Source organism: Microbacterium sp. Leaf151 (assembly GCF_001424225.1).
In the GTDB taxonomy this organism is placed as follows: Bacteria; Actinomycetota; Actinomycetes; order Actinomycetales; family Microbacteriaceae; genus Microbacterium.
This window is the reverse complement of the sequence record NZ_LMOR01000003.1, coordinates 632,877-656,945: the sequence shown is the minus strand read 5'-3', so window position 1 is coordinate 656,945 and position 24,069 is coordinate 632,877. Positions and strand designations below refer to the sequence as shown.

18 protein-coding genes are annotated in these 24,069 nt (G+C 71.2%); 13 read left to right on the top strand and 5 right to left on the bottom strand.

What is annotated here, in order from left to right; translation table 11 throughout:
• Positions 1-141 precede the first annotated feature (141 nt).
• Positions 142-960, bottom strand: coding sequence for a 16S rRNA (cytidine(1402)-2'-O)-methyltransferase (gene rsmI, locus ASF76_RS10525; protein WP_055957007.1), 819 nt, complete (start codon positions 958-960; stop codon positions 142-144).
• Positions 961-983: 23 nt separating this feature from the next.
• Between rsmI and ASF76_RS10520 the strand changes: the two genes are divergently transcribed.
• The 3 genes from ASF76_RS10520 (at position 984) to ASF76_RS10510 (ending at position 4,218) form a co-directional block, all read left to right on the top strand.
• A complete protein-coding gene (locus ASF76_RS10520) occupies positions 984-2,555 on the top strand; it encodes a dolichyl-phosphate-mannose--protein mannosyltransferase (protein WP_235561285.1) in 1,572 nt (523 codons plus the stop codon).
• Position 2,556: 1 nt separating this feature from the next.
• Complete coding sequence (locus ASF76_RS10515; RefSeq protein ID WP_082484990.1) at positions 2,557-3,318, top strand: AAA family ATPase; 762 nt, start codon at positions 2,557-2,559, stop codon at positions 3,316-3,318.
• A 465-nt stretch (positions 3,319-3,783) separates the two neighbouring features.
• Positions 3,784-4,218 (top strand): VOC family protein, encoded by a 435-nt coding sequence (locus ASF76_RS10510; RefSeq protein ID WP_055957003.1) that lies wholly within the window; start codon positions 3,784-3,786, stop codon positions 4,216-4,218.
• Positions 4,219-4,327: 109 nt separating this feature from the next.
• On the opposite strand, the gene ASF76_RS10505 is transcribed toward ASF76_RS10510, so the two are convergent.
• From ASF76_RS10505 to ASF76_RS10495, 3 genes are read right to left on the bottom strand one after another with little or no spacing between them, the layout of a single operon-like run.
• A complete protein-coding gene (locus ASF76_RS10505; protein ID WP_055957001.1) occupies positions 4,328-6,145 on the bottom strand; it encodes a thioredoxin domain-containing protein in 1,818 nt (605 codons plus the stop codon).
• Between the two features lie 15 nt (positions 6,146-6,160).
• Positions 6,161-6,997, bottom strand: coding sequence for an aldo/keto reductase (locus ASF76_RS10500; RefSeq protein WP_055957000.1), 837 nt, complete (start codon positions 6,995-6,997; stop codon positions 6,161-6,163).
• Positions 6,998-7,049: 52 nt separating this feature from the next.
• The gene (locus ASF76_RS10495; RefSeq protein WP_055956998.1) at positions 7,050-8,435 is read right to left on the bottom strand and encodes an aminotransferase-like domain-containing protein; all 1,386 of its coding nucleotides are present in this window, start codon (positions 8,433-8,435) and stop codon (positions 7,050-7,052) included.
• A gap of 129 nt (positions 8,436-8,564) precedes the next feature.
• Here ASF76_RS10495 and ASF76_RS10490 point away from each other — a divergent pair, with 129 nt between their 5' ends.
• The 8 genes from ASF76_RS10490 to ASF76_RS10455 all read left to right on the top strand — a co-directional run bounded on the left by ASF76_RS10490 (position 8,565) and on the right by ASF76_RS10455 (position 17,168).
• Positions 8,565-9,413 (top strand): nitrilase-related carbon-nitrogen hydrolase, encoded by an 849-nt coding sequence (locus tag ASF76_RS10490; RefSeq protein ID WP_055956996.1) that lies wholly within the window; start codon positions 8,565-8,567, stop codon positions 9,411-9,413.
• A 1-nt stretch (position 9,414) separates the two neighbouring features.
• Entirely contained in the window at positions 9,415-10,851 is a 1,437-nt protein-coding gene (hydA, locus tag ASF76_RS10485; protein WP_055956994.1) for a dihydropyrimidinase, read from the top strand.
• Positions 10,852-10,862: 11 nt separating this feature from the next.
• Positions 10,863-11,891, top strand: coding sequence for a TIGR03842 family LLM class F420-dependent oxidoreductase (locus ASF76_RS10480; protein WP_055956992.1), 1,029 nt, complete (start codon positions 10,863-10,865; stop codon positions 11,889-11,891).
• Between the two features lie 7 nt (positions 11,892-11,898).
• Complete coding sequence (locus tag ASF76_RS10475) at positions 11,899-12,885, top strand: ABC transporter permease (protein WP_082484989.1); 987 nt, start codon at positions 11,899-11,901, stop codon at positions 12,883-12,885.
• On the top strand, positions 12,882-13,688 hold the full coding sequence (locus tag ASF76_RS10470; RefSeq protein ID WP_055956991.1) for an ABC transporter ATP-binding protein: 807 nt from the start codon (positions 12,882-12,884) through the stop codon (positions 13,686-13,688). Before ASF76_RS10475 ends, ASF76_RS10470 begins: the two co-directional genes overlap by 4 nt.
• Positions 13,689-13,797: 109 nt before the next feature.
• Positions 13,798-14,574, top strand: a complete 777-nt coding sequence (locus tag ASF76_RS10465; RefSeq protein WP_055956989.1) for an ABC transporter permease — start codon at positions 13,798-13,800, stop codon at positions 14,572-14,574.
• 64 nt (positions 14,575-14,638) lie between these two features.
• Entirely contained in the window at positions 14,639-15,811 is a 1,173-nt protein-coding gene (locus ASF76_RS10460; RefSeq protein WP_055956987.1) for an ABC transporter substrate-binding protein, read from the top strand.
• Positions 15,812-15,905: 94 nt separating this feature from the next.
• Positions 15,906-17,168, top strand: coding sequence for an LCP family protein (locus ASF76_RS10455; RefSeq protein WP_055956985.1), 1,263 nt, complete (start codon positions 15,906-15,908; stop codon positions 17,166-17,168).
• A gap of 153 nt (positions 17,169-17,321) precedes the next feature.
• Here the strand turns inward: ASF76_RS10455 and ASF76_RS10450 are convergent, their stop codons facing one another.
• Positions 17,322-18,068: a MerR family transcriptional regulator gene (locus tag ASF76_RS10450; protein WP_055956984.1), complete on the bottom strand. Its 747-nt coding sequence runs from the start codon at positions 18,066-18,068 to the stop codon at positions 17,322-17,324.
• A gap of 77 nt (positions 18,069-18,145) precedes the next feature.
• Here ASF76_RS10450 and ASF76_RS10445 point away from each other — a divergent pair, with 77 nt between their 5' ends.
• Both ASF76_RS10445 and ASF76_RS10440 read left to right on the top strand, forming a co-directional pair.
• Entirely contained in the window at positions 18,146-19,315 is a 1,170-nt protein-coding gene (locus tag ASF76_RS10445; protein WP_200936118.1) for a glycoside hydrolase family 3 protein, read from the top strand.
• Between the two features lie 286 nt (positions 19,316-19,601).
• Positions 19,602-23,864, top strand: coding sequence for a DUF3418 domain-containing protein (locus ASF76_RS10440; RefSeq protein ID WP_055956982.1), 4,263 nt, complete (start codon positions 19,602-19,604; stop codon positions 23,862-23,864).
• The last annotated feature ends 205 nt before the right edge of the window (positions 23,865-24,069 follow it).

Here is a 24,069-nt window from a genome sequence, read left to right as displayed (position 1 = left end):
ACGCAGCCGACCGTGTGACGCCCCGACCGCGCCGCCGTCCGGTCGCGCAAGCAGGCGCGTGAGGGGTCGTCTTTGTCGCCGCGGGCGATACTCGGCGACACGTTCCGACCCCTCGCGCGCGGTGCGGGCCGAGGACGGGCGTCAGCGCTTGACGGCGAGTCCCGCCTGGTACAGCTCGCGCGAGGAGTGACCGGTCTGCGACGCGACCTCGGCGGCCGCCTCTTTGAGCCGCGTCCCACCGCGCACGAGCTCGAGCACCTGGGTGACGGCATCCGGGAACGCCACCTCGCGGGCTTCGGCTCCGCCCACGACGATCGCGATCTCCCCGCGCACGCCCTCCGCGGCCCACGCGGCGAGTTCGGCGAGGGTGCCCCGCTTGACCTCTTCGTAGAGCTTGGTCAGCTCGCGGCAGACGGCGGCGGGGCGATCGGCGCCGAACGCCGTGGCGAGGTCGTCGAGGGTGGATGCCAGTCGCGACGGCGACTCGAAGAACACGAGGGTCCGCTCCTCGGAGGCGAGCTGCGCGAAGGCTCTGCGGCGCTCCCCGGGCTTGCGGCGCGGAAACCCCTCGAACGCGAAGCGGTCGGTGGGGAGCCCCGCGACGGCGAGCGCGGTGACGACGGCGCTCGGGCCCGGGAGGGCGGTGACGGTGACACCGGCCGCGGCCGCCGCAGCGACGAGACCGTACCCGGGGTCGCTCACCGTCGGCATACCGGCGTCGCTGAGAACGAGCAGATCGTCTTCGCGGGCGAGCTCGACGAGCTCCGCCGCCCGCTCCTTCTCGTTGTGATCGTGCAGGGCGATCAGCCGCGGGCGGTTCTCGACGCCGAGGCCCGCCAGCAGGCGCTGGGTGGTGCGGGTGTCTTCGGCGGCGACCACACGGGCGTTCTCGAGCGCCTCGACGAGGCGCTTCGAGGCGTCACCGAGGTTGCCGATCGGCGTCGCCGCAAGGATGATCACCGCCCCACCTTATGCTGGGGCGCGTGAGCACCGCTGTCCCCTCTCTGCGTCCCGAGGTGGAGCGCACGCGCCTCGATCGATGGCGCGACGTGCTGCTGGGCGACCCCCGGGGGCTCCGACTGTGGCGTTGGCTGGCGCCGGCGCTCGTCACGATCGTCGCCGGGGTGCTGCGCCTGTTCGACGTCGGCACACCGCACGCGCTCGTGTTCGACGAGACGTACTACGTGAAGGACTCGTGGAGCCAGTGGGTGCTCGGCTACCCGTCGGCATGGCCCGAGAACGCCGATCCGAGCTTCGTCGCCGGCGACACCGACATCTTCACCGGCGTGGGCAGCTACGTGGTGCATCCGCCTCTCGGCCGCATCCTGATCGGTGCCGGAATGGCGCTGCTCGGTCCCGACTCGGCCACGGGATGGCGACTGTCGGCCGTGATCTTCGGCACAGCCACCGTGCTGCTGGTCTACCTGCTCGCGCACAACCTCACCCGCTCGATCACGTTCGCCACCGTGGCATCCGGTCTCATCGCGATCGACGGTCTGAGCATCGTGCTCAGCCGCACCTCGCTCCTCGACGTGTTCCTGACCTTCTTCGTCGTGCTGGCGTTCTGGTTCGTCGCGCTCGATCACAAACGCACCGGCGACCGTCTCGACGCCGCCATGGACGAACTCCCCGGCACCACCCACAACTGGGGACCGTTGCTGTGGGACCGCCCGTGGCTGCTGGCGGCGGGCGCCGCCGCCGGTGCCGCCACGGCGGTGAAGTGGTCGGGGCTGTACCTGATCGCCGCGATCGGCATCTACGTCGTTGTCACCGATGCGCTGGCGCGCCGCCGCGTCGGCATCGTGCAGTGGCCGATGGATGCCGTGCGCCAGGGCCTCATCTCGTTCGTGCTCATCGTGCCGGTGTCTCTCGTGGTGTACCTGACGAGCTGGTCGGGCTGGTTGTTCACCACCGGCGGCTACATGCGCAGCAGCGAAGCTCTGGGCACCGGTCTGCTGTCATTCCTTCCCGTACCGCTGCAGAACCTCTGGGCCTACCACGAGTCGATGTACGGCTTCCACGTCGGACTCGTCACCCCGCACAGCTACGCCAGTCCCGCGTGGCAGTGGCCCTTCCTGATCCGTCCCACCTCGATGTACTGGCACCAGGACGACTTCGGCGTGAACGGCTGCGCGCTGCCGAACGGCTGCACCGAGGCGATCTCGAGCAACGCGAACCCGCTCATCTGGTGGGCGGGCATCGCGGCATCCGTGTATCTGCTCGTGCGCTTCGTCCTGGTGCGCGACTGGCGCCATGCGCTGGTGCTGACGGGCCTGGGCGCCACCTACCTCCCGTGGCTGCTGTACCCCGAGCGCACGATCTTCCAGTTCTACACGGTGGCGATGGTGCCCTTCCTCGTCCTCGCGGTGGCTTTCGCCCTGCAAGACGCCGTGCGGGGCGTCTGGCGGCTCTCGCGCGCCCACGCACAGGTGATCGCGGTGGTGTTCCTGGTCGTCTGCATCGGGATCTCGGCGTTCTGGTATCCGGTGTGGGCGGGCCTTCCCGTCTCGTACGAGTTCTGGCGCCTGCACAACTGGCTGCCCAGCTGGATCTGACGTGTCACGGGGCGACGACTGGCTGCACGACCCGCGGCCGATCCAGCGCGTCAAGGTGTTCCGCGACGCGCCCGTCGATGCGCGGGCGTGGCCGGCCGACATCCCCGCCGTGGCTCACTTCCTCGACGTCGCGCGGGCCGACGGGTGGGAGTTCGGCGCGGGCGTGACCTTCCTCGTCGGCGAGAACGGCTCGGGCAAGTCGACGCTGATCGAGGGCATCGCCGAGGCGTACGGCCTGCCCGCGGAGGGCGGGTCGACCAATGGCGGCGGTGAGACCCGCCGTACCGAGAGCCCGCTCGGCGAGTGGCTGCGCGTCGAACGCAGCCCGCGCGCCGCGCGGTGGGGCTTCTTCCTGCGCGCCGAGACGATGCACGGCTACTACTCGTGGCGCGACGACCTGCCCGACGCGCCGCCGAGCCTGCACCCGATGAGCCACGGCGAGTCGTTCAACGCCCTGCTCGACGAAGCGCTCGACCACCCGCGCTACGTCGCGGGGCTCGCGTGCCTCGACGAACCCGAGGCGGCGCTGTCGTTCTCATCGACCCTGCGCTGGTTGGCATCCCTCGACCGCATGCGCTCGCGCGGCACGCAGGTGATCTGCGCCACCCACTCCCCCGTGCTGGCGGCGCTGCCGGGCGCAACGATCCTCGAGCTCGGCGAGTGGGGCATCCGCGAGAGCGTGTGGGAGGACCTCGAGGTGGTGCGGCTGCAGCGCGGGTTCTTGGAAGCGCCGGGGCGGTTCTTGCGGCATCTGCTGGATTGAGGGCGGATCGGCGGGCGGCGACAACGGCGGAACGACCGCGGGCGCCACGATGCTCGCAGAATCACGCGCAACTCGCAGATGTGCGGGCGAATACCGCGAGAAAAGAGCTCGTCTGCGAGATTCGACAATGCGCTGACCGGCGCGAAGTATGCGTCGGCTCACTGGACCACCGTCATCTGCCGCGCCGGCCCCCATGCCGTCGTTGCCGAACCGAGGCGCCCGGCCGGACAAGCCTGCGGCCGCACACCCGATGACCCCGAACCACCCCCGGTGATCAACCATCCCCGCAATCTCGTCGTTCGAGGAGACTGAACCGGTACGGCTGTGGGATAGCGACCTTGGGGTCCTACGGACGATCGAAGAGCAGTGAGTCGCGGGGCATATGGTGCAGAGCTGTGGCCTGACGCGTATCTGCCGCTCGATCCTGGTCATGACAGGGCATGAGGACGCTGGATAGGGTGGAACATGGCTGGTTCGCGCTTTCGGGGTATCGCACAGGTCAACGTCTGGGCTGAGGATGTGGCACGCGCCCGCGATTGGTATGCCGCGGTGTTCGGCATCGAGCCGTACTTCCAGCGGCCGGATGCGGACGCTCCGCTCTACGTGGAGTTCAGGCTCGGAGCGGACGAGGACGAGTTCGGGATCGTCTCCGCAGGTTTCGCGCCCGGCGCGCCCGTCCCTGCCGCCGGGTCGAGAGCCGTCGGCCCGCGCGGTGTCATTGCGCGGTGGCACGTGGACGACCTCCGCTCCGTTGTCGCGGATCTGCTCGAGCGTGGCGCGAAAGAGTGGGAACCCGTCGTAGAACGGGAAGCCGACTTCATCACGGCATCGGTGGTCGACCCGTTCGGTAACGTTCTCGGACTGATCCAGAGCCCGCACTTCGTCTCTCGCGGTTCGTGAGGCCCACCGTCGACCGCGGACTGGGGCGAGCGAGTGGTCCGGGGTGTCGGGTCCGTCCAGCCCGCCGAGTCGGACCCGCGCTCGCGTCAGACGCACCCGGCCCCACGCGTCAGACCAGCGCCGCCGGATTCGTCGTCGGCAACGCGCACGTGAACGCGCGGCAGTCGTACGCCGTCGCCTCGCCGCGCAACGCGACCTTGGCCTCGAACAACTCGAAGCCCGCCGCGGCGAACGCGACAGCCTGAGCGGGCGACACCACGGCGACCACGTCGGCGGCGACCCGACGCGCGGCGTCGGCGATCTCGGCATCGGGCTCCCCCACCACGACGACCTGACGCGGCGCTGATGCCAGACCCACCGCGACCTCGAGGATCGCTCCGTGCGCGAGGGGCGTCGACAGCGCGGCCTCGGCGGCGGCGCGCACGAGGGTCTCGGCGGCGGTGCGGTATCGCTCACCCGCCCCCAGGCGCCAGAGGTCGAGCGCTGCCGCGGCGAACACCGACGGCCCCGAGGGCGACGCGCCGTCGCTGGGCACTCCGTGCGGCTGCATGCCCTGCGCGACGAGCACGGGATCGCCACCGCCGGGAGGATGGATGCCGTCGGCGCCGAGGCACTGGTCGACGAGGCCCCGCGCGCGCTCGGCGTACGCGACCTCGCCGGTCGCCCGCGCGAGGGCGAGAAGGCCCCGCGCGAGGCCGCCGTAATCCTCGAGTGTCGCGGGAGCGGCGGAACGGATCTCGTCGAGCGACGCGCGCCGGAGCGTGCCGTCGTCGGCAACGTTGCTCTCGAGTACCGCGTCGGCCGCCCAACGCGCGGCCTCGAGGAAGCGCGGGTCGGTGCGGGTTCCGGCGGCGGCGAGTGCGGCGATCGCGTGGCCGTTCCACCCCGTGACCACCTTGGCATCCAGAGCCGGGGGCTGCAGCGCCGACCGGTCGGTCACGCGGTAGTAGCCGCCCTCGTTGCGGACGCCGTCGATGATCGACTCCGAGTCTTGGGCTGCGGCGATCCCGCCGGACGGCAGCTGCAGCACGTCGACGAGGAAGCGCGCCGCATCGGTCGCGACGGACTCGTCGGACGCCGCGAGCGCGACCTCGATCAAACCCGCATTGTCGGTGAGCATGCGCTCGTAGTGCGGCACGCTCCAATCGCGGCGGGTGGCGTAGCGGAAGAAGCCGCCCTCGACGGTGTCGTGCAGGTCGGAGCCGGCCATGGCCGACAGGGCGCGGGATGCCACGTCCGCCGCCTCGGGGGCGTCCGAGGCGAGCGCGGGGTGCTGCAGGAAGCGGAGCACGGGCGTGTTCGGGAACTTCGGCGTCTCGAAGGCCGGTCCCGCGGCGAAACCGGCGTACTCGCGATCCTCGCGCGCGGCGACGGTGCGCGCGGCGGCGGCGAGCTGCAGGAGGGACGGGGGCGCATCGGCGGGGGCGGTCGCGGCGGCCGAGAGCGCGTCGCGCAACGAGGAGCCCGTGGCATCCACCTCGCTCCGGCGCTCGGTCCACGCCTCGCGGACCGCGGCGAGCACTTGGCGGAACGACGGCTGGGGCGGGCGCGGCGCGGGCGGGAAGTACGTGCCGGCGTAGAACACGCGCCCCTCGGGTGAGGCGAAGACCGTCAACGGCCAGCCCAGATGCGGGGTGAAGGCGGACGCGGCGTCGAGGTAGGCGGCATCCACATCGGGATGCTCCTCGCGGTCGACCTTGACCGCGACGAAGCCGTCGTCGAGGATCGCGGCGATCTCGGGGTCTTGGAACGACTCGCGTGCCATCACGTGGCACCAGTGGCAGGTGCTGTAGCCGATCGAAATCATCACGGGGACGTCTCTCTCGGCCGCGAGCGCGAACGCCTCGGCCCCCCACGGGAACCACGCGACGGGATTGTCGGCGTGGGCCCGGAGGTAGGGGCTCGAGGCGTTCGCGAGGCGGTTCATGCGCGCCTTGTCAGATCACTCGACGTCGTCGGGGTGCGAGCCGACCCGGCCCGAACCGTCACCGGGGTCGACGGCGTCGATCGCGGCCATCTCGTCGGAGGTGAGCTCGAAGTCGAACAGGTCGAAGTTCTCTTCGAGGCGCTCGCGGCGCACCGACTTGGGGAACACGATGAAGCCGTGCTGGATGTGCCAGCGCAGAACGGCCTGCGCCGGGGACTTGCCGTGGGCCTCGGCGGCATCTTTCACCGCGGGAAGTTCGAACAGGTCGTACTTGCCCTGGCCGAGCGGGCCCCACGACTCGATGTGCATGTCGTGCTCCTGGCCCCAGGCGGCGATCTCGCGCTGGCTGAGGGCGGGGTGCAGCTCGATCTGATTGACCACGGGGGTGACCCCGGTCTCGGCCACGATGCGGTCGAGGTGCGGCACGAGGAAGTTCGAGACGCCGATGGAACGGGTCTTGCCCGCCTCGCGGATCTCGATGAGCTTCTGCCAGGCGTTGAGGTAGTTGTCGGCCTTGGGGGTCGGCCAGTGCACGAGGTACAGGTCGACGGCGTCGAGGCCGAGCTTCTCGAGGCTCTCGTCGATCGCGGCGTGCGGGTCGTCGCCATCGTGGCGCGCGTTCCACAGCTTCGTGGTGACGAAGAGGTCGTCGCGGGAGATGCCGCTGGAGGCGATAGCGCGGCCGACACCCTCTTCGTTCTTGTAGATCGCGGCGGTGTCGATGTGGCGGTAGCCGACCTCGAGGGCCTCGGACACGGCGCGCTCGGCGTCGTCGGCGGGCACGAGGAACACGCCGTAGCCGAGCTGGGGGATGGAGTTTCCGTCATTGAGCTGAACAGAAGGAACGGTCATGGCATCCACCCTAGGAGCCGCCTCCGACATCGGATCCGGGGGTTGACGGCCCCTACGACAGCGGAGGTGCGGATGCCGCTCGGGCGAGCGCGTCGGCCACCAGCCGCACATTCTCGGTGACCGATCCCGCCGTGACCCGCACCCGCTGCTGCGCGGAGGCGTCGGCCATGAACGGCCCGCCCGCGGCCACCGCGATGCCCTCCGCGGCGAGGTGGACGACGGCGGCGCGCTCGTCGCGGACGGGCAACCACAGGTTGATGCCGTCGGGTGCGCCCACGTCGATGCCCAGGCGGCGCAGGGCCGCCGCCATGCGGTCGAGCCGGTCGCGGTAGATGAGTCGCGCCGTGCGGACCGGCGCGACCGAGCGCGAGTCGGTGAGCAGTTCGAGGAGCACGCTCTGCAGCAGGCGCGACGTCCACCCCGGTCCCAGCATTCGGCGCCGCACGATGCGCTCGACGATACGGGCGGGTCCGCCGAGGGCGGCGATGCGCAGGTCGGGGCCGTGCGATTTCGAGAACCCTCGCACGTGCACGACCTGGCCGGGGAGCCACCGCGCGAGGGTGACCGCCGGAGCGGTGGCGATGAGGGCCGAGTGGTCGTCCTCGATCACCGTCACCTCTCGCCCGCCCGGAACGGTGAGCAGCACGTCGGCCAGACGTCTCGCCCGCTCGACCGACATCGACACCCCGGTGGGGTTCTGCGCCCGGGGCTGGAGCACGAGTGTCGAGGGACGCTGCGCGAGCGCACGCGCCAGGGAGCCGGGCAGGATGCCGTCGGCGTCGCTCGCGAGCGGCAGCGCGACGCCCCCGGTGGCCTCCACCAGGTCGAAGATGTACGGGAATCCCGGGGACTCCACCGCGACCCGGTCGCCGAAGCGCACGACCTGCTCGACCGCGCGGGAGATGCCGTCGAGCGCTCCGTCGACGACGGTGAGTGCCTCGACCGTCCGCACCGGCCAGTCGTCCACGAGGGCGTCGTGCAGCTCGGGGAGGACGGGAAGGTCGTGGTACCGGCCGGTGTCGGCGCGCGGACGGGCCCGGGAGAGCGCCCGCTCGAGCGAGGGCAGCATGGCAGGGTCGGGCGTGCCGAGCGAGAGATCGAGACGTATGCCGTGCGCGCCCCGCCCTCCGAGTCCGCTGGGAGCCGCGGCGGGTGGACCCTCGCCCGTGGACATCCCGCGCACCCGCGGACTCAGCCACTCACGCCGCTCCGAGCGGACGAAGGTGCCGGAGCGACCGCGGGAGGTGACGACACCCGCGTGGGCGAGGGCGCGCCACGCCGCCGCGATCGTTCCGGTGGACAGGCCAAGGTCGGCCGCCATCTGCCGCACGGTCGGAAGGCGCTCCCCCGGCACGAGCGTGCCGTCGGTGACCAGGCGGGCGATCTCCGCCGCCAGCCCCGCGGCGGAGCGGGATCCGAGGGCGCGGGGAGAGAGCATGCGGCTCCAATTAACGGCGAAGTCACCCGACGAAATCGTCGGGAAATGTTCAGGCGCGACAGTAACAGAACACCCCGCCAGAATGCGACCACCCGCATTCCCCCGCGGGACAGAGATCGAGGAGGACCCATGACGACGGTGCGAGCGGCCATCACGCAGACCACGTGGACCGGTGACAAGGAATCGATGCTCGACAAGCACGAGCAGTTCGCCCGTGACGCGGCGGCGCGGGGAGCGGAGATCGTCTGCTTCCAGGAGCTGTTCTACGGCCCGTACTTCGGCATCACCCAGGACCAGAAGTACTACCGCTTCGCGGAGCCCGTCGACGGGCCGATCGTCCAGCGCTTCGCCGCCCTGGCGAAGGAGCTGGGCCTGGTCAGCGTGCTGCCCATCTACGAGGAGGCGCAGACCGGGGTGTACTACAACACCTCGGTGCTCGTCGACGCCGACGGCACCGTGCTCGGCAGCTACCGGAAGAACCACATCCCGCACCTCGACAAGTTCTGGGAGAAGTTCTACTTCCGCCCCGGCAACCTCGGCTACCCCGTCTTCGACACCGCGGTCGGCAAGGTGGGCATGTACATCTGCTACGACCGGCACTTCCCCGAGGGCTGGCGCGAGCTGGGCCTGAACGGCGCCCACATGGTGTTCAACCCGAACGCGACCAAGCCCGGCCTCTCGAACCGCCTGTGGGAGGTCGAGGGCCCGTGCGCCGCCGTCGCGAACGGCTACTTCGTGCTGCAGCCGAACCGCGTCGGCCGCGAGGACAACGAATACGGCGAGGACGCCGTCACCTTCTACGGAACGAGCCAGGTCATCGATCCGCGGGGCAACCATGTCGGCGCGGTGGGCTCGTCGGAGCACGAGGAGATCCTCATCCGCGACCTCGACATGGACCTCGTGCAGCAGATGCGCGACGACTGGCAGTTCTACCGCGACCGCCGCCCCGACACCTACGGCGAGATCGTGGAGGCCTGACATGGCCACCACCCTGCTCACGGGCGGCACCGTCGTGTCGGCGACGGGTCGCGGCGCCGCCGACGTGCTCCTGGACGGCGAGAGCATTGCCGCCGTGCTCGCGCCCGGGTCGACCCTGCTCGGCCACGACCTCGCGGCATCCGTCGACACCGTCATCGACGCCACCGGCAAGTACGTCATCCCGGGCGGGATCGACGCGCACACGCACATGCAGCTGCCCTTCGGCGGCACGAGTGCCTCGGACACGTTCGAGACCGGCACGCGCGCCGCCGCCTGGGGCGGCACGACCACGATCGTCGACTTCGCCGTGCAGCGCACCGGCGAGCGCGTGCAGGACGGCCTCGCCCACTGGCACGAGCTCGCCGCGGGCAACTGCGCGATCGACTACGGCTTCCACCAGATCGTCGGAGGGGTGGATGCCGACTCCCTCGCGGCTCTGCCGGGGCTCATCGACGAGGGCATCTCGAGCTTCAAGATGTTCATGGCCTACCCGGGCGTCTTCTACGCCGACGACGCGCAGATCCTGCGGGCGATGCAGGTGGCCGCCGACACGGGCCTGTTGACGATGATGCACGCGGAGAACGGTCCCGTCATCGACGTGCTCGCCGAGCAGCTGATCGAGAAGGGGAAGACCTCGCCGTACTTCCACGGCGTCGCCCGCGCGTGGCAGATGGAGGAGGAGGCCACCCACCGCGCGATCATGCTGTCGCACCTCACCGGCGCCCCGCTGTACGTCGTGCACGTCAGCGCGAAGCAGGCCGTCGAGCAGCTCGCCTGGGCGCGCGACAACGGCCAGAACGTGTTCGGCGAGACGTGCCCGCAGTACCTCTACCTCTCGCTGGAGGATCAGCTCGGCGCCACGAGCGAGGAGTGGGGCGACTTCGAGGGCGCCAAGTGGGTGTGCTCGACCCCACTGCGCTCGAAGCACGAGGGCCACCAGCACCACATGTGGCAGGCCCTGCGCACCAACGACATCCAGATGGTGTCGACCGACCACTGCCCCTTCTGCATGAAGGACCAGAAGACCCTCGGCCAGGGCGACTTCCGCGCGATCCCCAACGGCATCGGCTCGGTCGAGCACCGCATGGACCTGATGTACCAGGGCGTCGTCACGGGGCAGATCACGCTCGAGCGGTGGGTGGAGCTGACCAGCACGACGCCGGCACGCATGTTCGGGATGTACGGCAAGAAGGGCGTGATCGCCCCCGGCGCCGACGCCGACCTCGTCGTCTACGACCCGGCCGGTCACACGTCCATCGGTGTGGGCAAGACCCACCACATGAACATGGACCACTCCGCGTGGGAGGGCTACGAGATCGACGGGCACGTCGACACCGTCATCTCGCGCGGCAAGGTCGTCGTCGACGACGGCGCCTACCTGGGCGCGCCGGGCGACGGCCGGTTCGTCAAGCGCGGCCTGAGCCAGTACCTGATCTGAGAGGAGACCCCATGGACTTCGGTGTCGTCCTGCAGACGAACCCCCCGGCCGCCCGCACGGTGCAGCTGTCGCAGCTGGCCGAGGCGCACGGGTTCAGCCACGTCTGGACCTTCGACTCGCACCTGCTGTGGCAGGAGCCCTACGTCATCCACTCCGCCATCCTCGCGGCCACCCGCCGCGTGACCGTCGGCCCGTTCGTGACCAACCCCGCGACCCGCGACTGGACCGTCACGGCATCCACGTTCGCCACGCTCAACGAGATGTACGGCAACCGCACGATCTGCGGCATCGGCCGCGGCGACTCCGCGGTGCGCGTCACCAACGGGCGCCCGACGACGCTGAAAGCGCTGCGCGAGTCAATCCACGTCATCCGCGAGCTCGGCAACTCCCGCGCCGTGGAGTACAACGGCGCGACGCTGCAGTTCCCGTGGAGTCGCGGGTCGGAACTCGACGTGTGGGTGGCCGCCTACGGTCCGCTCGCGCTGAAGCTCACCGGCGAGGTGGGCGACGGCTTCATCCTGCAGCTCGCCGACCTCGACATCGCCGAGTGGATGATCGCGACCGTCCGCAAGGCCGCGGAAGACGTGGGCCGAGACCCCGACGAGATCGCCTTCTGCGTCGCCGCCCCGATGTACATCGGCGAGGACACCCCCGAGGCGCGCGCGCACATGATCGAGCAGTGCCGCTGGTTCGGCGGGATGGTCGGCAACCACGTCGCCGACATCGTGACCAAATACGGTGACGGCTCCGACGTTCCCGCCGCCCTCACCGACTACATCGCGGGGCGCACCGGATACGACTACAACTCGCACGGCAAGAGCAACAACGACCACGTCGACTTCGTGCCCGACGAGATCGTGGAGCGCTTCTGCGTGCTCGGCACCGCCGAGGAGCACATCGCCAAGCTCGAGAAGCTCCGTGCCCTGGGCGTCACCCAGTTCGCGGGCTACCTGCAGCACGACAACAAAGAGGAGACGATGCGGGTCTACGGCGAGACCGTCATCCCCGCGCTCACTCCCCCGGTGACGGCGAAGCGGTGACACGCCCGTGACCGACCAGGTGATCGCCCCCGGTACGGCGGCGCCCGTCGAGACGGCGGAAGAGGGACGGATGCCGCGGGACTCCGGCATCCGTTCCTCCCGCGCCCGCACCGCCGCGGTTCGAGCGGGATGGGGAATCGCCGGTATCGCGGTCGTCGTCACCGCGTGGGAGCTGTACAAGACGTTCGGCCCGGCCGACGGCCTCACGGTCGGCAGCGACGGATCGGCCGGTTCCGGCGTGATCCTGCTCCCGCGCACGAACGACCGCGCCATGCCGCACGTGTGGGACATGGTCACGCGCATGTTCGCACCGACGAGCGGCGGGGACACCCCACCGCTGATCGTGTCCGTCGCGGGAGCGGCGGGGATGACGCTCGGCCTCGCCGCCCTCGGCTGGGTGATCGGCGTCGTGGTCGGCTCGCTCCTGGGCATCGCGATGCAACGGTGGCGTCTCGTCGAGGCGGGACTCCTGCCGTGGATCGTGGTGAGCCAGATCGTGCCGCTCATCGCCTTCGCACCGGTGGTCAACGCCATCGGCACCCAGGTGGACCGCTCGGGCTTCCCCTGGCCGCCGTGGTTGTCGGTGGCGCTCATCGCGTCGTACCTGGCCTTCTTCCCCGTCGCCGTCGGCATGCTGCGCGGCCTCTCGGCGCCCGACGCTCTGCACCTCGACCTGATGCGCGCGAACTCGGCCGGCTGGGGGCAGACGCTCGTGCGACTGCGCCTCCCGGCGGCCGTACCGTACCTGTTGCCCGCGCTTCGCCTCGCCGCCGCGTCCGCGGTCGTCGGCGCCGTCGTCGCCGAAGTCTCGATCGGCCTCCGTGGCGGCATCGGACGCATGCTCATCCAGCTCGCCGGCCAAGCCTCATCCGACCCTGCCGCCCCCTGGGCCCCCACCTTCGGCACCGTCGTGATGGGACTCGTCGCAGCCGGCGGCGTCGCGCTCGTCGGGGTCGCTCTGCACCGCTTCCGTCGCGGAGAGGACACCGCATGACCACCCAGACCGCCACCGACCTCGCCGTCCGCGCCGCGGGCGTCGGCAAGGTGTTCCCCAGCGCCGGCGGCGAGGTGAGCGCCCTCACCGGGGTCGACCTCACCGTCGCCGCGGGCGAGTTCGTCTCACTGATCGGGCCCTCCGGCTGCGGCAAGTCGACACTGCTCCGGCTCATCGCCGACCTCGACAGCCCCACCGGCGGCGAACTGACGCTGTACGGCAAGTCGGCGCGCCAGGCGCGCCTCGACCAGGACTACGGCATCGCCTTCCAGCAGGCGGCGCTGCTGCCGTGGCTGACGGTGGCCGCGAACATCGCTCTCCCTCTCGACCTGCACAAGTGGTCCCGCGCCCGCCGCGACGCCCGCGTGGCGGAGCTCGCCGAACTCGTCGGGCTGACCGACTTCATCGGCCGCTACCCCGACCAGCTCTCCGGCGGTATGCAGCAGCGCGTCGCCATCGCCCGCTCCCTCGCCGCACAGCCCCGGCTGCTGCTGATGGACGAGCCGTTCGGCGCGCTCGATGAGATGACCCGCGAGCGGCTCCAGTCCGAACTCGCGCGCATCGCCGCCGAGACCGGTGCCGCGGTGGTGTTCGTGACCCACTCCATCCCCGAGGCGGTGTTCCTCTCCGACCGCGTCGTCGTCATGAGCCCTCGGCCGGGGCGCATCACCGACGTGATCGACACCCGCCCCGGCCGCGAGCGCGACGACCACCTCCGCGAGTCGCCGGAGTTCTTCGCCCGCGTCACCGCCGTGCGCGAAGCGCTGCACGGAGCCCCCGTCCAGCGGGCGAACGAACGATGAACGGGGTCCGACGCGCGGCGCGCCAGCCGGTGGCATTCGGGATCCCCCGACGGACCACGGATGCCGTGACCCGGCGTGCCGTGGCATCCGTCACCGCCGGAGGTCCGCGATGAACGCCACGCCCCTGCCCGGCTGGGCGCGACTGGCCGCCCCCGTCGTCGTGGGGCTCGCGGGACTGCTCGCCTGGTACGCGTTCGTCGCCTCGGGCAGCGCGCCGCGGATGCTGCCCGATCCGATCGCGGTCGCGACCGAGCTCGTCGAGCGCTTCCCCCTGGTGTGGGAGGCGGCCGGCATCACCGGCACGAACGCCCTCGTGGGGCTGCTCGCCGGAACCGTCGTCGCGGTGCTGCTCGCCGCCCTCGCCGCCACCTGGCGGCCGGTCGACGGCATGACCGCGCCGCTGGTCGCAGCCCTCGCGGTGGTGCCGATCGTCGCCCTCACCCCGATCCTCAACACCATGTTCGGGGCGTCTAGTCAGTTCGGACGCCAAGCCGTTGCCGGGATCGCGGCCTTCGTGCCCGTTTTCGTCAACACCCTCCGCGGACTCCGTCAGACGCGCCCGGTGCAGCGCGACCTGTTCCGGGCCACCGCCGCCACCGGCGGACAGACGTTCCTGCGGCTGACGCTCCCCACCGCGCTGCCCTACCTGCTCACGGGCGTGCGGGTCGCGGCATCCCTCGCCGTCATCTCCGCCCTGGTCGCGGAGTACTTCGGCGGCCCCGCCGACGGCATCGGCACCGCCATCGCCACGTACGCCAAGTCGGGCCGCGCGGCCCTGGCCTGGGCGTTCGTGGGCGGGGGCATCGCGATCGGTCTCGTCTTCTTCGTCGTCACCGCCCTGCTCGAACGCGTCGTCGCGAAACGGCTCGGCGCCCTGCGCCCGTGACGGCGGCGACACCTGGAACCTGCACCACCCGACACCCGCTCCACCCGAACCGGAAGGACCTTCCATGAGACACAGCACCCGTCGCGCCCTCGGCGCGATCGCGGGGGTCGCGGCCGCGACCCTCGCCCTCTCGGCCTGCTCGGGAGGCGGCTCCGAGCCGTCGGCGGCCGATGGCGAATTCACCCCGCTGACCTCGGTGAAGCTGCAGCTGCAGTGGCTGCCGCAGGCACAGTTCGCCGGCTACTACGTCGCCCTCGATCAGGGGTACTTCCAGGAGGAGGGCTTCGACGACGTCGAGGTGCTCCCCTCGGGCGGCGACATCGTGCCGCAGGACGCCCTCGTCGCGGGCGACGTCGACTTCGCCGTCGCGTGGGTTCCCAAGGTGCTCGGAACGCTGGAGAACCAGGGGGTCGAGCTCACCGACATCGCCCAGGTGTTCCAGAAGTCGGGCACCACCCAGGTGTCGTGGAAGGACTCCGGCATCACCGGCGTCGAGGACTTCGAGGGCAAGCGCATCGGCTCGTGGGGCTTCGGCAACGAGTGGGAGATCTTCGCCGCGATGGCCGATCAGGGCCTCGACGCCTCGACCGTGCAGATCACGACGCAGGACTTCTCGATGAACGCGCTGCTGGACCGCGACGTGGATGCCGCCCAGGCGATGACCTACAACGAGCTCGCGCAGCTGTTCGAAACGGTGAACCCCGCCACCGGGAATCTGTACACGATGGAGGACGTCGACGTGATCTCGTACGAGGACACCGCCGGAGCCATGCTGCAGGATGCCATCTGGGCCGACACGCAGCGACTGGCCGACGATCCCGCCTACGCCGATGCCGCGAAGCGCTTCCTCAAGGCCGTCGTGAAGGGCTGGGTGTATGCCCGTGACAACCCCACCGAGGCAGCGGAGATCACCTACGCCGCGGCGACCGCGCCGGGTGTCGACGCCTTCCCCGTGGGTCCCACACACCAGCTGTGGCAGATGAACGAGGTCAACAAGCTCATCTGGACCGGCGGAGAGTTCGGCATGATCGACTCGGCCGCGTGGGACCAGACGGTCGAAGGCGCCCTGAAGGCCGTCAACCAGGACGGCCTCAATCTCATCACCGAGGAGCCGGGCGACTCGGCGTACTCGAACGACTACATCGAGGACGCGCTCTCCGAGCTGAAGGACGAGGGGATCACCGTCGACGGTGAGTACACGCCGATCGAGGTGACGCTGACCGAGGGCGGCAAGTAGTCCGGGTACACGGTGGGGCGGCTCTTCCCGGGGCCGCCCCACCGTCGTGTCCGCGCGCCGAGCTGCCCCCGGCCGACCGTGGTTGACTACCCCCATGCCCGTCACCCCTCCGGCCCATCACGCGCAGCGCCGCCCCGATTCGGGCGTGCGGCGCGGTCTGAAGCTGGCCGCGATCGCTCTGGCCGTCCTCGTGGTGGCATCCGTGGCTGTCGGCGGGTTCTACGCGTGGTCGCTCACGCAGCGCCTGCAGGAGGCCGCGGTGCCGCTTCCGGACGCGCCCTCCGAGCCCCCCGCCCTGAGCGCCTACACGGGTCCCTTCGCGGTACTGGTGGTCGGAACCGACGAGTGCGACGACGTCGTGTCGGCGGCCTTCGGGCCACGGTGCTCGGACCCCGAGAACGACGGTGCGCGAAACGACGTCAACATGCTCGTGCATGTGTCGGCCAACCCCCGCCGTGTCACGGTGGTCTCGTTCCCGCGTGACCTCCAGGTCGAGATCCCCGAGTGCACGGCCGCCGACGGCAGCACCTTCGCCGGCGCCTTCAAAGCGTCGATCAACACGGCCTACGAAGCCGGTGGACTCACCTGCGTCGCCGAGACCGTGTCGGAGTTGAGCGGCCAGAGCATCCCCTTCGCCGGGAAAGTGAGCTTCGGGAACGTCGTCAACATCACCGACGCCATCGGCGGCGTCGAGGTCTGCATCGCGGGCGACGGCATCGACGACCCCGACGCCGGTATCGACTGGCCTGCGGGGCCACGGGTCGTGAAGGGCTTCGACGCTCTGGCATTTCTCCGCACCCGGTACGGCGTCGGCGACGGCAGCGACCTGGCCCGCATCGGCAACCAGCAGCAGTACCTCTCGCGGCTGATCAACAAGCTCCGCAGCGACGAGGTGCTGTCGAACCCCGGCACGCTGCTGGGCCTGGCCAACACTGCCGTGAACAACATCACGCCGAGCGAGAGCCTCGCCGACCCCGTGCGCATCGCGCAGCTCGCCTACACGCTCAAGGACGTCCCCTTCAGCGACATCACCTTCGTGCAGTACCCGGTCGTCGACGACCCCGACGACAGCAACCGCGTCGTGCCCGACCTCGAGGCCGCCGACACGCTGTGGCAGGCCCTGGCCGACAACGCCCCCCTGGCGCTGACGGGCGGTCTCAGCGGTAACGACGGTGTCATCGCCGACCCGTCCGCCCCGACGGCGGAACCCACCGAACAGGCACCGGATGCCGCGACCTCGGCGCCCGACGCCGGCGCCACGCCCGGCGCGAGTGCGGCGCCCGATGTCGTAGAACTTCCGAGCAACATCAACGGGTCGAAGGCGAACCAGCCGACGTGCTCCGACGGAAACGGCTGATCCGGCGCGATCCGCCGGAGCCGTGGCATCCGGATCCTCCGCGATCCGCTTAACCTCAGCGCGTTCCAGCGAATCCCAGCTGAGGTTGTGCGGATCGCTGAGGTTGCGCACGCCGCCGCGGGTCGCGGCGGCCAGCCACGCCGTCTGACGCCGTCAGCGCAGGTGCGTGTCGGCGTAGACGGTCATGGCGTCCCGGATCACGGCGGCGTTGCGCTCCCCGCCGTACACGGCGGCGAAGCGGGCGTCCGACACGTAGAGCTCGCCGAGACCGATGTAGGACTCGGCATCGGGGGTCCGGCCCCACTGGTCCGTGATCCAGCGATGATGCGTCTGGACGAGCGCCTGCAGTGCGGGGTCGTCGGGGTCCCGCCCCGCAGCCGCCGCGTCGCGCAGGGCGGCGTTGAGGTCACGACCGCGGTCGTCGTCGGCGCGACGCTGCTCGGGGCTGAGAGCGCGTCGGCGGGCGGCGCTGCGCTCCCACGCGTCGTCGCCCCACCGCTCGCGGACCTCGTTCTCGTAGCGGGAGTCGTCCACTCCCGCCAGGGCGTCGTCGATGCTCACGTCTCTTCCTTCCTCCAGGGCCGTCAGGGTGTCGCGCACCGCGGTGATGCGCTGCTCGAGGCCCGACCGCGTGCGTTCCAGCGCCGCGAGGTGCGCACGCACCGTGTCGGCGAAGGACTGCTCGTCGCCCAGCGCCCGCGCGATATCGGGCAGCGATAGGTCGAGCGCGCGAAGCGACAGGATGCGGTAGAGGCGGGCGATCTCCGCGTCGCCGTAGAAGCGGTATCCGTTCTCGGCGACCCGCGCCGGACGCAGCAGCCCCACGCTGTCGTAGTGCCGCAGCGTACGGCTGGTGACTCCGGCCGCACGGGCGACGTCGGCGATGGGCCATTCGTTCATAGCATCCACCCTGCCGGTTGACGCCGCGGCAGAGTCAAGTGCCGGGATCGTTCAGGCCCATGAGCGACCATCGAGGGGTGAAGAGTCCCGCGCGTCCGACCGCCCTGCTGATGCTCGCGGCGCTGACCCTCACCGCGTGCGCCCCCGCCACGGCACCCACGGTGTCACCGACCACGACGATCGCGCCTACGCCGACGCGCACGCCCACCCCGACCCCCACGCCGACGCCCGACCCGCTCGCGGGCATGAGCGTCGCCGACAAGGTGGGGCAGATGTTCATGGTCGGAACCTCGGTCGACGGCGCTGACCCGACCACGCTCGCGGCCGTGGCCGACGACCACATCGGCGGCGTCTTCCTGCACGGACGATCGGATGCCGGTACGCAGCCGATCGCCGGCCTGGTGTCGCAGTTCACCGCCGCCGTCAGCGTCGACGACCCCGGACTGTGGGTCGCGACCGACCAGGAGGGCGGCACGGTGCAGGTGCTCTCGGGGCCGGGCTTCGACGGCATCCCGTCGGCCGTCGAGCAGGCGCAGCAGCCCGACGCGCAACTGCGGACGAACGCGTCGACGTGGGGCGCGCAGCTCGCCGCGGCGGGCGTGAACATGAACCTCGCGCCCGTCGCCGACATCGTCACCAGTCCGGAGTTCGCGGCATCCAATCCGCCGATCGGCGAGCTGGCACGCGAGTACGGCTACGACGGCGCGACGGTCGCCGCGAAGGCCGGTGCCTTCGCGGCGGGAATGCGCGACGGCGGCGTGCTGCCGACCTTCAAGCACTTCCCGGGGCTCGGTCACGTCGACGACAACACCGATTACTCCACCGGGGTCACCGACGAGGTGGTCACCGCCGACGGACCCGATGTCGGCGTCTACCGCACCGTCCTGTCGCAGGGCCCGGCGGTGGTCATGCTCTCGACGGCCGACTACGCCTTGATCGACCCGGGCGTCCCCGCGGCATTCTCCTCCCGCGTCGTCGGGGTGCTCCGTGACGGCGCGGGATTCGAGGGCGTCGTGACCTGCGACGACCTCTCCGCCGCCGATCAGGTGGGAGGCTACTCGCCGGCCGATCGCGCCACCCTCGCCGTCGAGGCGGGGGTCGACCTCCTGCTGGTGTCGGCCGACCCGTCGGTCTACCCCGAGATGCACCAGGCGGTACTCGCCCGCGCGCAGAGCGACCCCGCATTCGCGGCGAGAGTGGATGCCGCCGTCACCCGCATCCTGGCCCAGAAGGCGTCGATGCCCTGAGACCCGGCGCGGCGCGGGTCGAGGAGGCGCGGGTCGAGGGGGCGCGGGTCGAGGGGGCGCGGGTCGCTGCGGCGCAGGGCAGTGACAAACGCTCTCTGACGCGAGGCAAGGCGCGACGCGGCGTTTCTCGCGCGCAGAAGCGTTTCTCGGGCGGCCGCGCGGCGCAGCAAGCGCGATCAGCGGCGGCGTGACGGCGCGGTGACGCGGCGGCGTGACGGCGCGGTGACGCGGCGACGTGACGGCGCGATACGCCCCCGGACGCGACGCCGCGATAGGCTGGAAGGCTGTGTCTGTCGAACCCGTCATCGTCTACCCGCCCGAGCTGCCCGTCAGCGCCGCGCGGGAGGAGATCGCGCGCGCCATTCGCGACCACCAGGTCGTGATCGTCGCGGGCGCGACCGGCTCGGGCAAGACCACGCAGCTGCCGAAGATCTGCCTCGAGCTCGGCCGCACCTCCATCGCCCACACGCAGCCCCGCCGCATCGCCGCGCGCACGATCGCCGAGCGCATCGCCGACGAGATGAAGGTGCCGCTGGGCTCCACCGTCGGCTACAAGGTGCGCTTCACCGACAAGGTGTCGGCCGACACCCGCGTGGCGCTGGTGACCGACGGCATCCTGCTCAACGAGATCCACCGCGACCGGCTGCTGCGCCGCTACGACACGATCATCGTCGACGAGGCGCACGAGCGCTCGCTGAACATCGACTTCCTGCTCGGATACCTTCGCCGCATCCTGCCGAAGCGCCCCGATCTCAAGGTCATCGTCACCTCGGCCACGATCGACCCCGAGAGCTTCGCGCGGCATTTCGCTGCGCCGCCGACCGAACCCGGCGGTGAACCGGTTCCCGCGCCGGTGATCGAGGTGTCGGGGCGTACGTACCCGGTCGAGATCCGGTATCGGCCTCTCGACGGCGCGGACCAGACGCCGAACGACTCCGACGACGAGGCTCCGGATGCCGGCACCCCGGCGCCGGCGCCCCAGAAGCCCCGGAGTTCGGCACGGCCCGCCGCGAAGGCCGGCCGCCCCGACGACGACGTCGACGAAGTCGGGGCGGTCGTCGCCGCCCTCCGCGAGCTCGACCGGGAGTCCGCGGGCGACGTGCTCGTCTTCTTCCCCGGCGAGGCCGAGATCCGGGATGCCGCGGATGCCATCCGCGGGGCGTACCAGAAGGACGCCGCCCCCACCGAGGTGCTCCCCCTCTACGGCCGGCTCTCCGCCGCGGAGCAGCATCGCGTCTTCGAGCGCTCGAGCGTGGCGGGCGTCCGCCGTCGCGTCATCCTCGCCACCAACGTCGCTGAGACGAGCCTCACCGTCCCCGGGATCCGCTACGTCGTCGACACCGGCACCGCGCGCATCTCCCGCTACAGCAACCGCTCGAAGATCCAGCGGCTGCCGATCGAGGCCGTCTCGCAGGCGTCGGCGCAGCAGCGCTCCGGGCGCGCCGGCCGCACGTCGCCGGGTATCGCGATCCGGCTCTACTCCGAAGACGACTTCACGCGCCGCCCGGAGTACACCGAACCCGAGATCCTGCGTACGTCGCTGGCATCCGTCATCCTGCAGATGCTGTCCCTGGGCTTCGGCGACATCCAGGCGTTCCCGTTCCTGACCCCGCCCGACTCGCGGGGCGTGAAGGCGGCGTTCGACCTGCTCGTGGAGCTCGGCGCGGTGAAGCTTCCGGCGCCGGGGACGCGGGGCGGCGGCGAGTCAGCGCGGGAGCGCGACGTGCGCGGCGACGGCGACCCCTCGCGCCAGCGCTCGAGCCGCCGTGACGAGAGCGGCCCCCGCCTCACCGAGATCGGCCGCGAGATCGCGCGGCTGCCCATCGACCCGCGATTCGCCCGCATGCTCATCGAGGCGCGACGGAACGACGTGCAACCCGAGGTGCTCGCGATCGTCTCGGGCATGTCGATCCAGGACGTGCGCGAGCGCCCCGAGGAGCGCCGTGAGGAGGCCGACCGGTTCCACGCGCGCTTCACCGACCCCACCAGCGACTTCCTCTCGCTGCTGAACCTCTGGGATTACCTGCAGGAGAAGCAGGCCGAGCTCGGATCGAGCGCCTTCCGACGCCTCTGCCGCAGCGAGCACCTCAATTACGTGCGCGTGCGCGAGTGGGTCGACGTGCACCGGCAGCTCCGGTCTCTGGGCGGCGAGCGCGGCTCGGGCGAGAGCGGCTCAGGCGACGGCGGGCGCAGCGGCGGCGACACTCGGCGCGGCGCCCGGAACCAGGTCCCGCGTCTGGCTGACACGGATCCCTCCCAGCCGCGCAGAGCGGGAGACGGCTCGACACGACGGGGGCGTGATCCACACGGTCCGGCGGGCGCCGGCGCCACCTCCGCCCCCGAGGGACACGCCGCCGGCGACGCCATCCACCGCTCGATCCTCTCCGGACTGCTGTCGCACCTCGGCATCCTCGACGCGCGCACGATGGCGCAGACCAAGGACCGCAAGACCCCGGGCGACGCACGACCGGTCAAGGGCGAGTACATCGGGGCGCGCGGGGCGCGCTTCGCGATCTTCCCCGGCTCGGGGCTGAAGAAGAAGCGCCCGGCCGCCGTCATGGCCGCCGAACTCGTCGAGACGTCCCGCCTGTTCGCCCGCACGGTCGCCGCCGTCGACCCCGCCTGGGCGGAAGACCTCGCCCCCGACCTGGTGAAGCGCTCCCTCAGCGAGCCGCACTGGTCGAAGGATGCCGGCTCCGCCGCCGCCTACGAGAAGGTCACCCTCTTCGGGGTCGAGCTCGTCGGACGCCGCCGCGTGCAACTCGCGCGCTTCGACCGGCCGCTCGCGCGCGAGATGTTCGTGCGCCACGCGCTGGTCGAGGGCGAATGGGACCCGTCGGTGCTCGACAAGCGGCTCACGGCTTTCCTGCGCCGCAACGTCGAACAGCGTCGACTGCTCGAGAAGATCGAGGAGCGCGAGCGTCGCCGCGACATCCTCATCGGCGACGAAGCGGTGTTCGCGTTCTACAACGCGCGCATTCCCGCCGACGTCACCGACGTGCGCTCGTTCGAGACGTGGTGGAAGGATGCGGTCACCCGCACGCCCAACCTGCTCGACCTCCGCGAGTCCGACCTCACCGGTGATCGCGCGCAGGGTGACGACCGGGCGTTCCCCGCGCGCTGGCGTCAAGGCGACCAGACGCTGAACCTCGCCTACCGCTTCGAGCCCGGAGCTCCCGACGACGGTGTCACGGTGGTGGTGCCGCTCCCCCTCCTCGCCCAACTGCGCCCCGACGGCTTCGACTGGCAGGTGCCGGGCATGCGCGACGAACTGGTCACGGCACTACTCCGCGCGTTGCCGAAGACCATCCGCCGCAACGTGGTGCCCGCCGCGGACTGGGCCGAGAAATTCAGCGCCGAACTCGCCGAGAAGGGGCCCGAGCACGCGAACGGTCTGCCGAGGACGACCCTCGTCGACGCGCTCGCCGCCCTCGTGCAGCGCGTGGCGAACCAGCGCGTGAGCGCCGCCGACTTCGAGCTCGAGCGGGTCCCTGGTCACCTGAGCCCGTCGTTCCGTGCAGTCGACGCGCGGGGGCGCGCGATCGGCAGCGACCGTGACCTGGGGGCGCTGCAGCGCCGCCTCGCCGACAGGGCCCGCTCCAGCGTCGAGTCGGCCATCACCCGCGAGCGCCCCGCCGCGCGTTCCGCCGCGGCGAAGGTCGCCGAGGCCTCCCCCGCGTTCGCCTCGCGAACGACGCTCACCACGTGGGACTTCGACGAACTCACCGAAGTCGTCGACACTCCCGTCGCCGGCGGCGTCGTGCGCGGGTATCCGGCTCTCGTCGACGAGGGCGACAGCGTGGCTCTGCGCGTCGAGGCGACCCCCGAGGATGCGGCGCGGCTCACGCGCGCCGGCGTCCTGCGTCTGATGCTGCTCGCCGTCCCCTCCCCCGCCAGCTACGTGCTCGACCACCTCACCGCGAACGAGAAGCTCGCCCTGGCGGCATCCCCGTACCAGAACGCGAAGGCCCTGATCGAGGATGCGCGCGTCGCCCTGGCCGACGACCTGTTGGGGCGCGAGAACCCGAGCGGCGTCGTGCGGACGAAGGCGGATTTCGTGCGGGTGCGCGACGCGTTCTCGGCGGCATCCGTCGAACGCACGTTCCAGACCGTCTCGCTCGCGGCGAAGATCCTGCTCGCGCAGCGCGAGGTGGAGCGGGCGATGAAGGATGCGGCATCCATCACGCTCCTCGGCGCGCTGAACGACGTGCGGGGTCAGGTGAAGGGTCTGCTGTTCCCCGGCTTCCTCTCGCGGACCGGCCTCGCGCGCCTGCAGCACTATCCCCGCTACCTCACGGGCGCGCTCGAGCGCGTGAAGACCCTCACGGACAACCCGGGCCGTGATCGCCAGCGCATGACCGAGTTCGAGCGCGCCGCCGCGGGCTTCGTCGAGGCCGGCGGGACGGTGCCCCTCCCCTCCGGCGCCCCGGCGAACCTGGTGCAGACGCGGTGGCTGCTCGAGGAGCTGCGGGTGAGCCTGTTCGCCCAACGCCTCGGCACCGCCGAGCAGGTGTCCCCACAACGCATTGCGAAGGCACTGAAGGGCTGAGCCCGGCTTCTCGCCGAGCCTTCGCACTCCCCGCGCCGCTTCCACTCGCGCAGCAGCGCCTCGAGGCTCCGGCGCTGAGTGGAGGCGAGCAGCGTCGGACCGCCGCGTGAGTCGCTGCACGCCCGCACCGACGTCCCGGCCTCGACCGGGCGCGGCCCGCGCGGGGGCCGGGCGCGAGGGTACCGGCGCCCGAATGTGGACATGA

Bases quoted from the DNA above. Each gene is read 5' to 3' on its own strand.
- ASF76_RS10510 (WP_055957003.1), top strand. From the start codon at position 3,784: ATGGCTGGTTCGCGCTTTCGGGGTATCGCACAGGTCAACGTCTGGGCT.
- ASF76_RS10505 (WP_055957001.1), bottom strand. From the start codon at position 6,145: ATGAACCGCCTCGCGAACGCCTCGAGCCCCTACCTCCGGGCCCACGCC.
- ASF76_RS10500 (WP_055957000.1), bottom strand. From the start codon at position 6,997: ATGACCGTTCCTTCTGTTCAGCTCAATGACGGAAACTCCATCCCCCAG.
- ASF76_RS10495 (WP_055956998.1), bottom strand. From the start codon at position 8,435: ATGCTCTCTCCCCGCGCCCTCGGATCCCGCTCCGCCGCGGGGCTGGCG.
- ASF76_RS10490 (WP_055956996.1), top strand. From the start codon at position 8,565: ATGACGACGGTGCGAGCGGCCATCACGCAGACCACGTGGACCGGTGAC.
- hydA (WP_055956994.1), top strand. From the start codon at position 9,415: ATGGCCACCACCCTGCTCACGGGCGGCACCGTCGTGTCGGCGACGGGT.
- ASF76_RS10480 (WP_055956992.1), top strand. From the start codon at position 10,863: ATGGACTTCGGTGTCGTCCTGCAGACGAACCCCCCGGCCGCCCGCACG.
- ASF76_RS10470 (WP_055956991.1), top strand. From the start codon at position 12,882: ATGACCACCCAGACCGCCACCGACCTCGCCGTCCGCGCCGCGGGCGTC.
- ASF76_RS10465 (WP_055956989.1), top strand. From the start codon at position 13,798: ATGAACGCCACGCCCCTGCCCGGCTGGGCGCGACTGGCCGCCCCCGTC.
- ASF76_RS10460 (WP_055956987.1), top strand. From the start codon at position 14,639: ATGAGACACAGCACCCGTCGCGCCCTCGGCGCGATCGCGGGGGTCGCG.
- ASF76_RS10455 (WP_055956985.1), top strand. From the start codon at position 15,906: ATGCCCGTCACCCCTCCGGCCCATCACGCGCAGCGCCGCCCCGATTCG.
- ASF76_RS10450 (WP_055956984.1), bottom strand. From the start codon at position 18,068: ATGAACGAATGGCCCATCGCCGACGTCGCCCGTGCGGCCGGAGTCACC.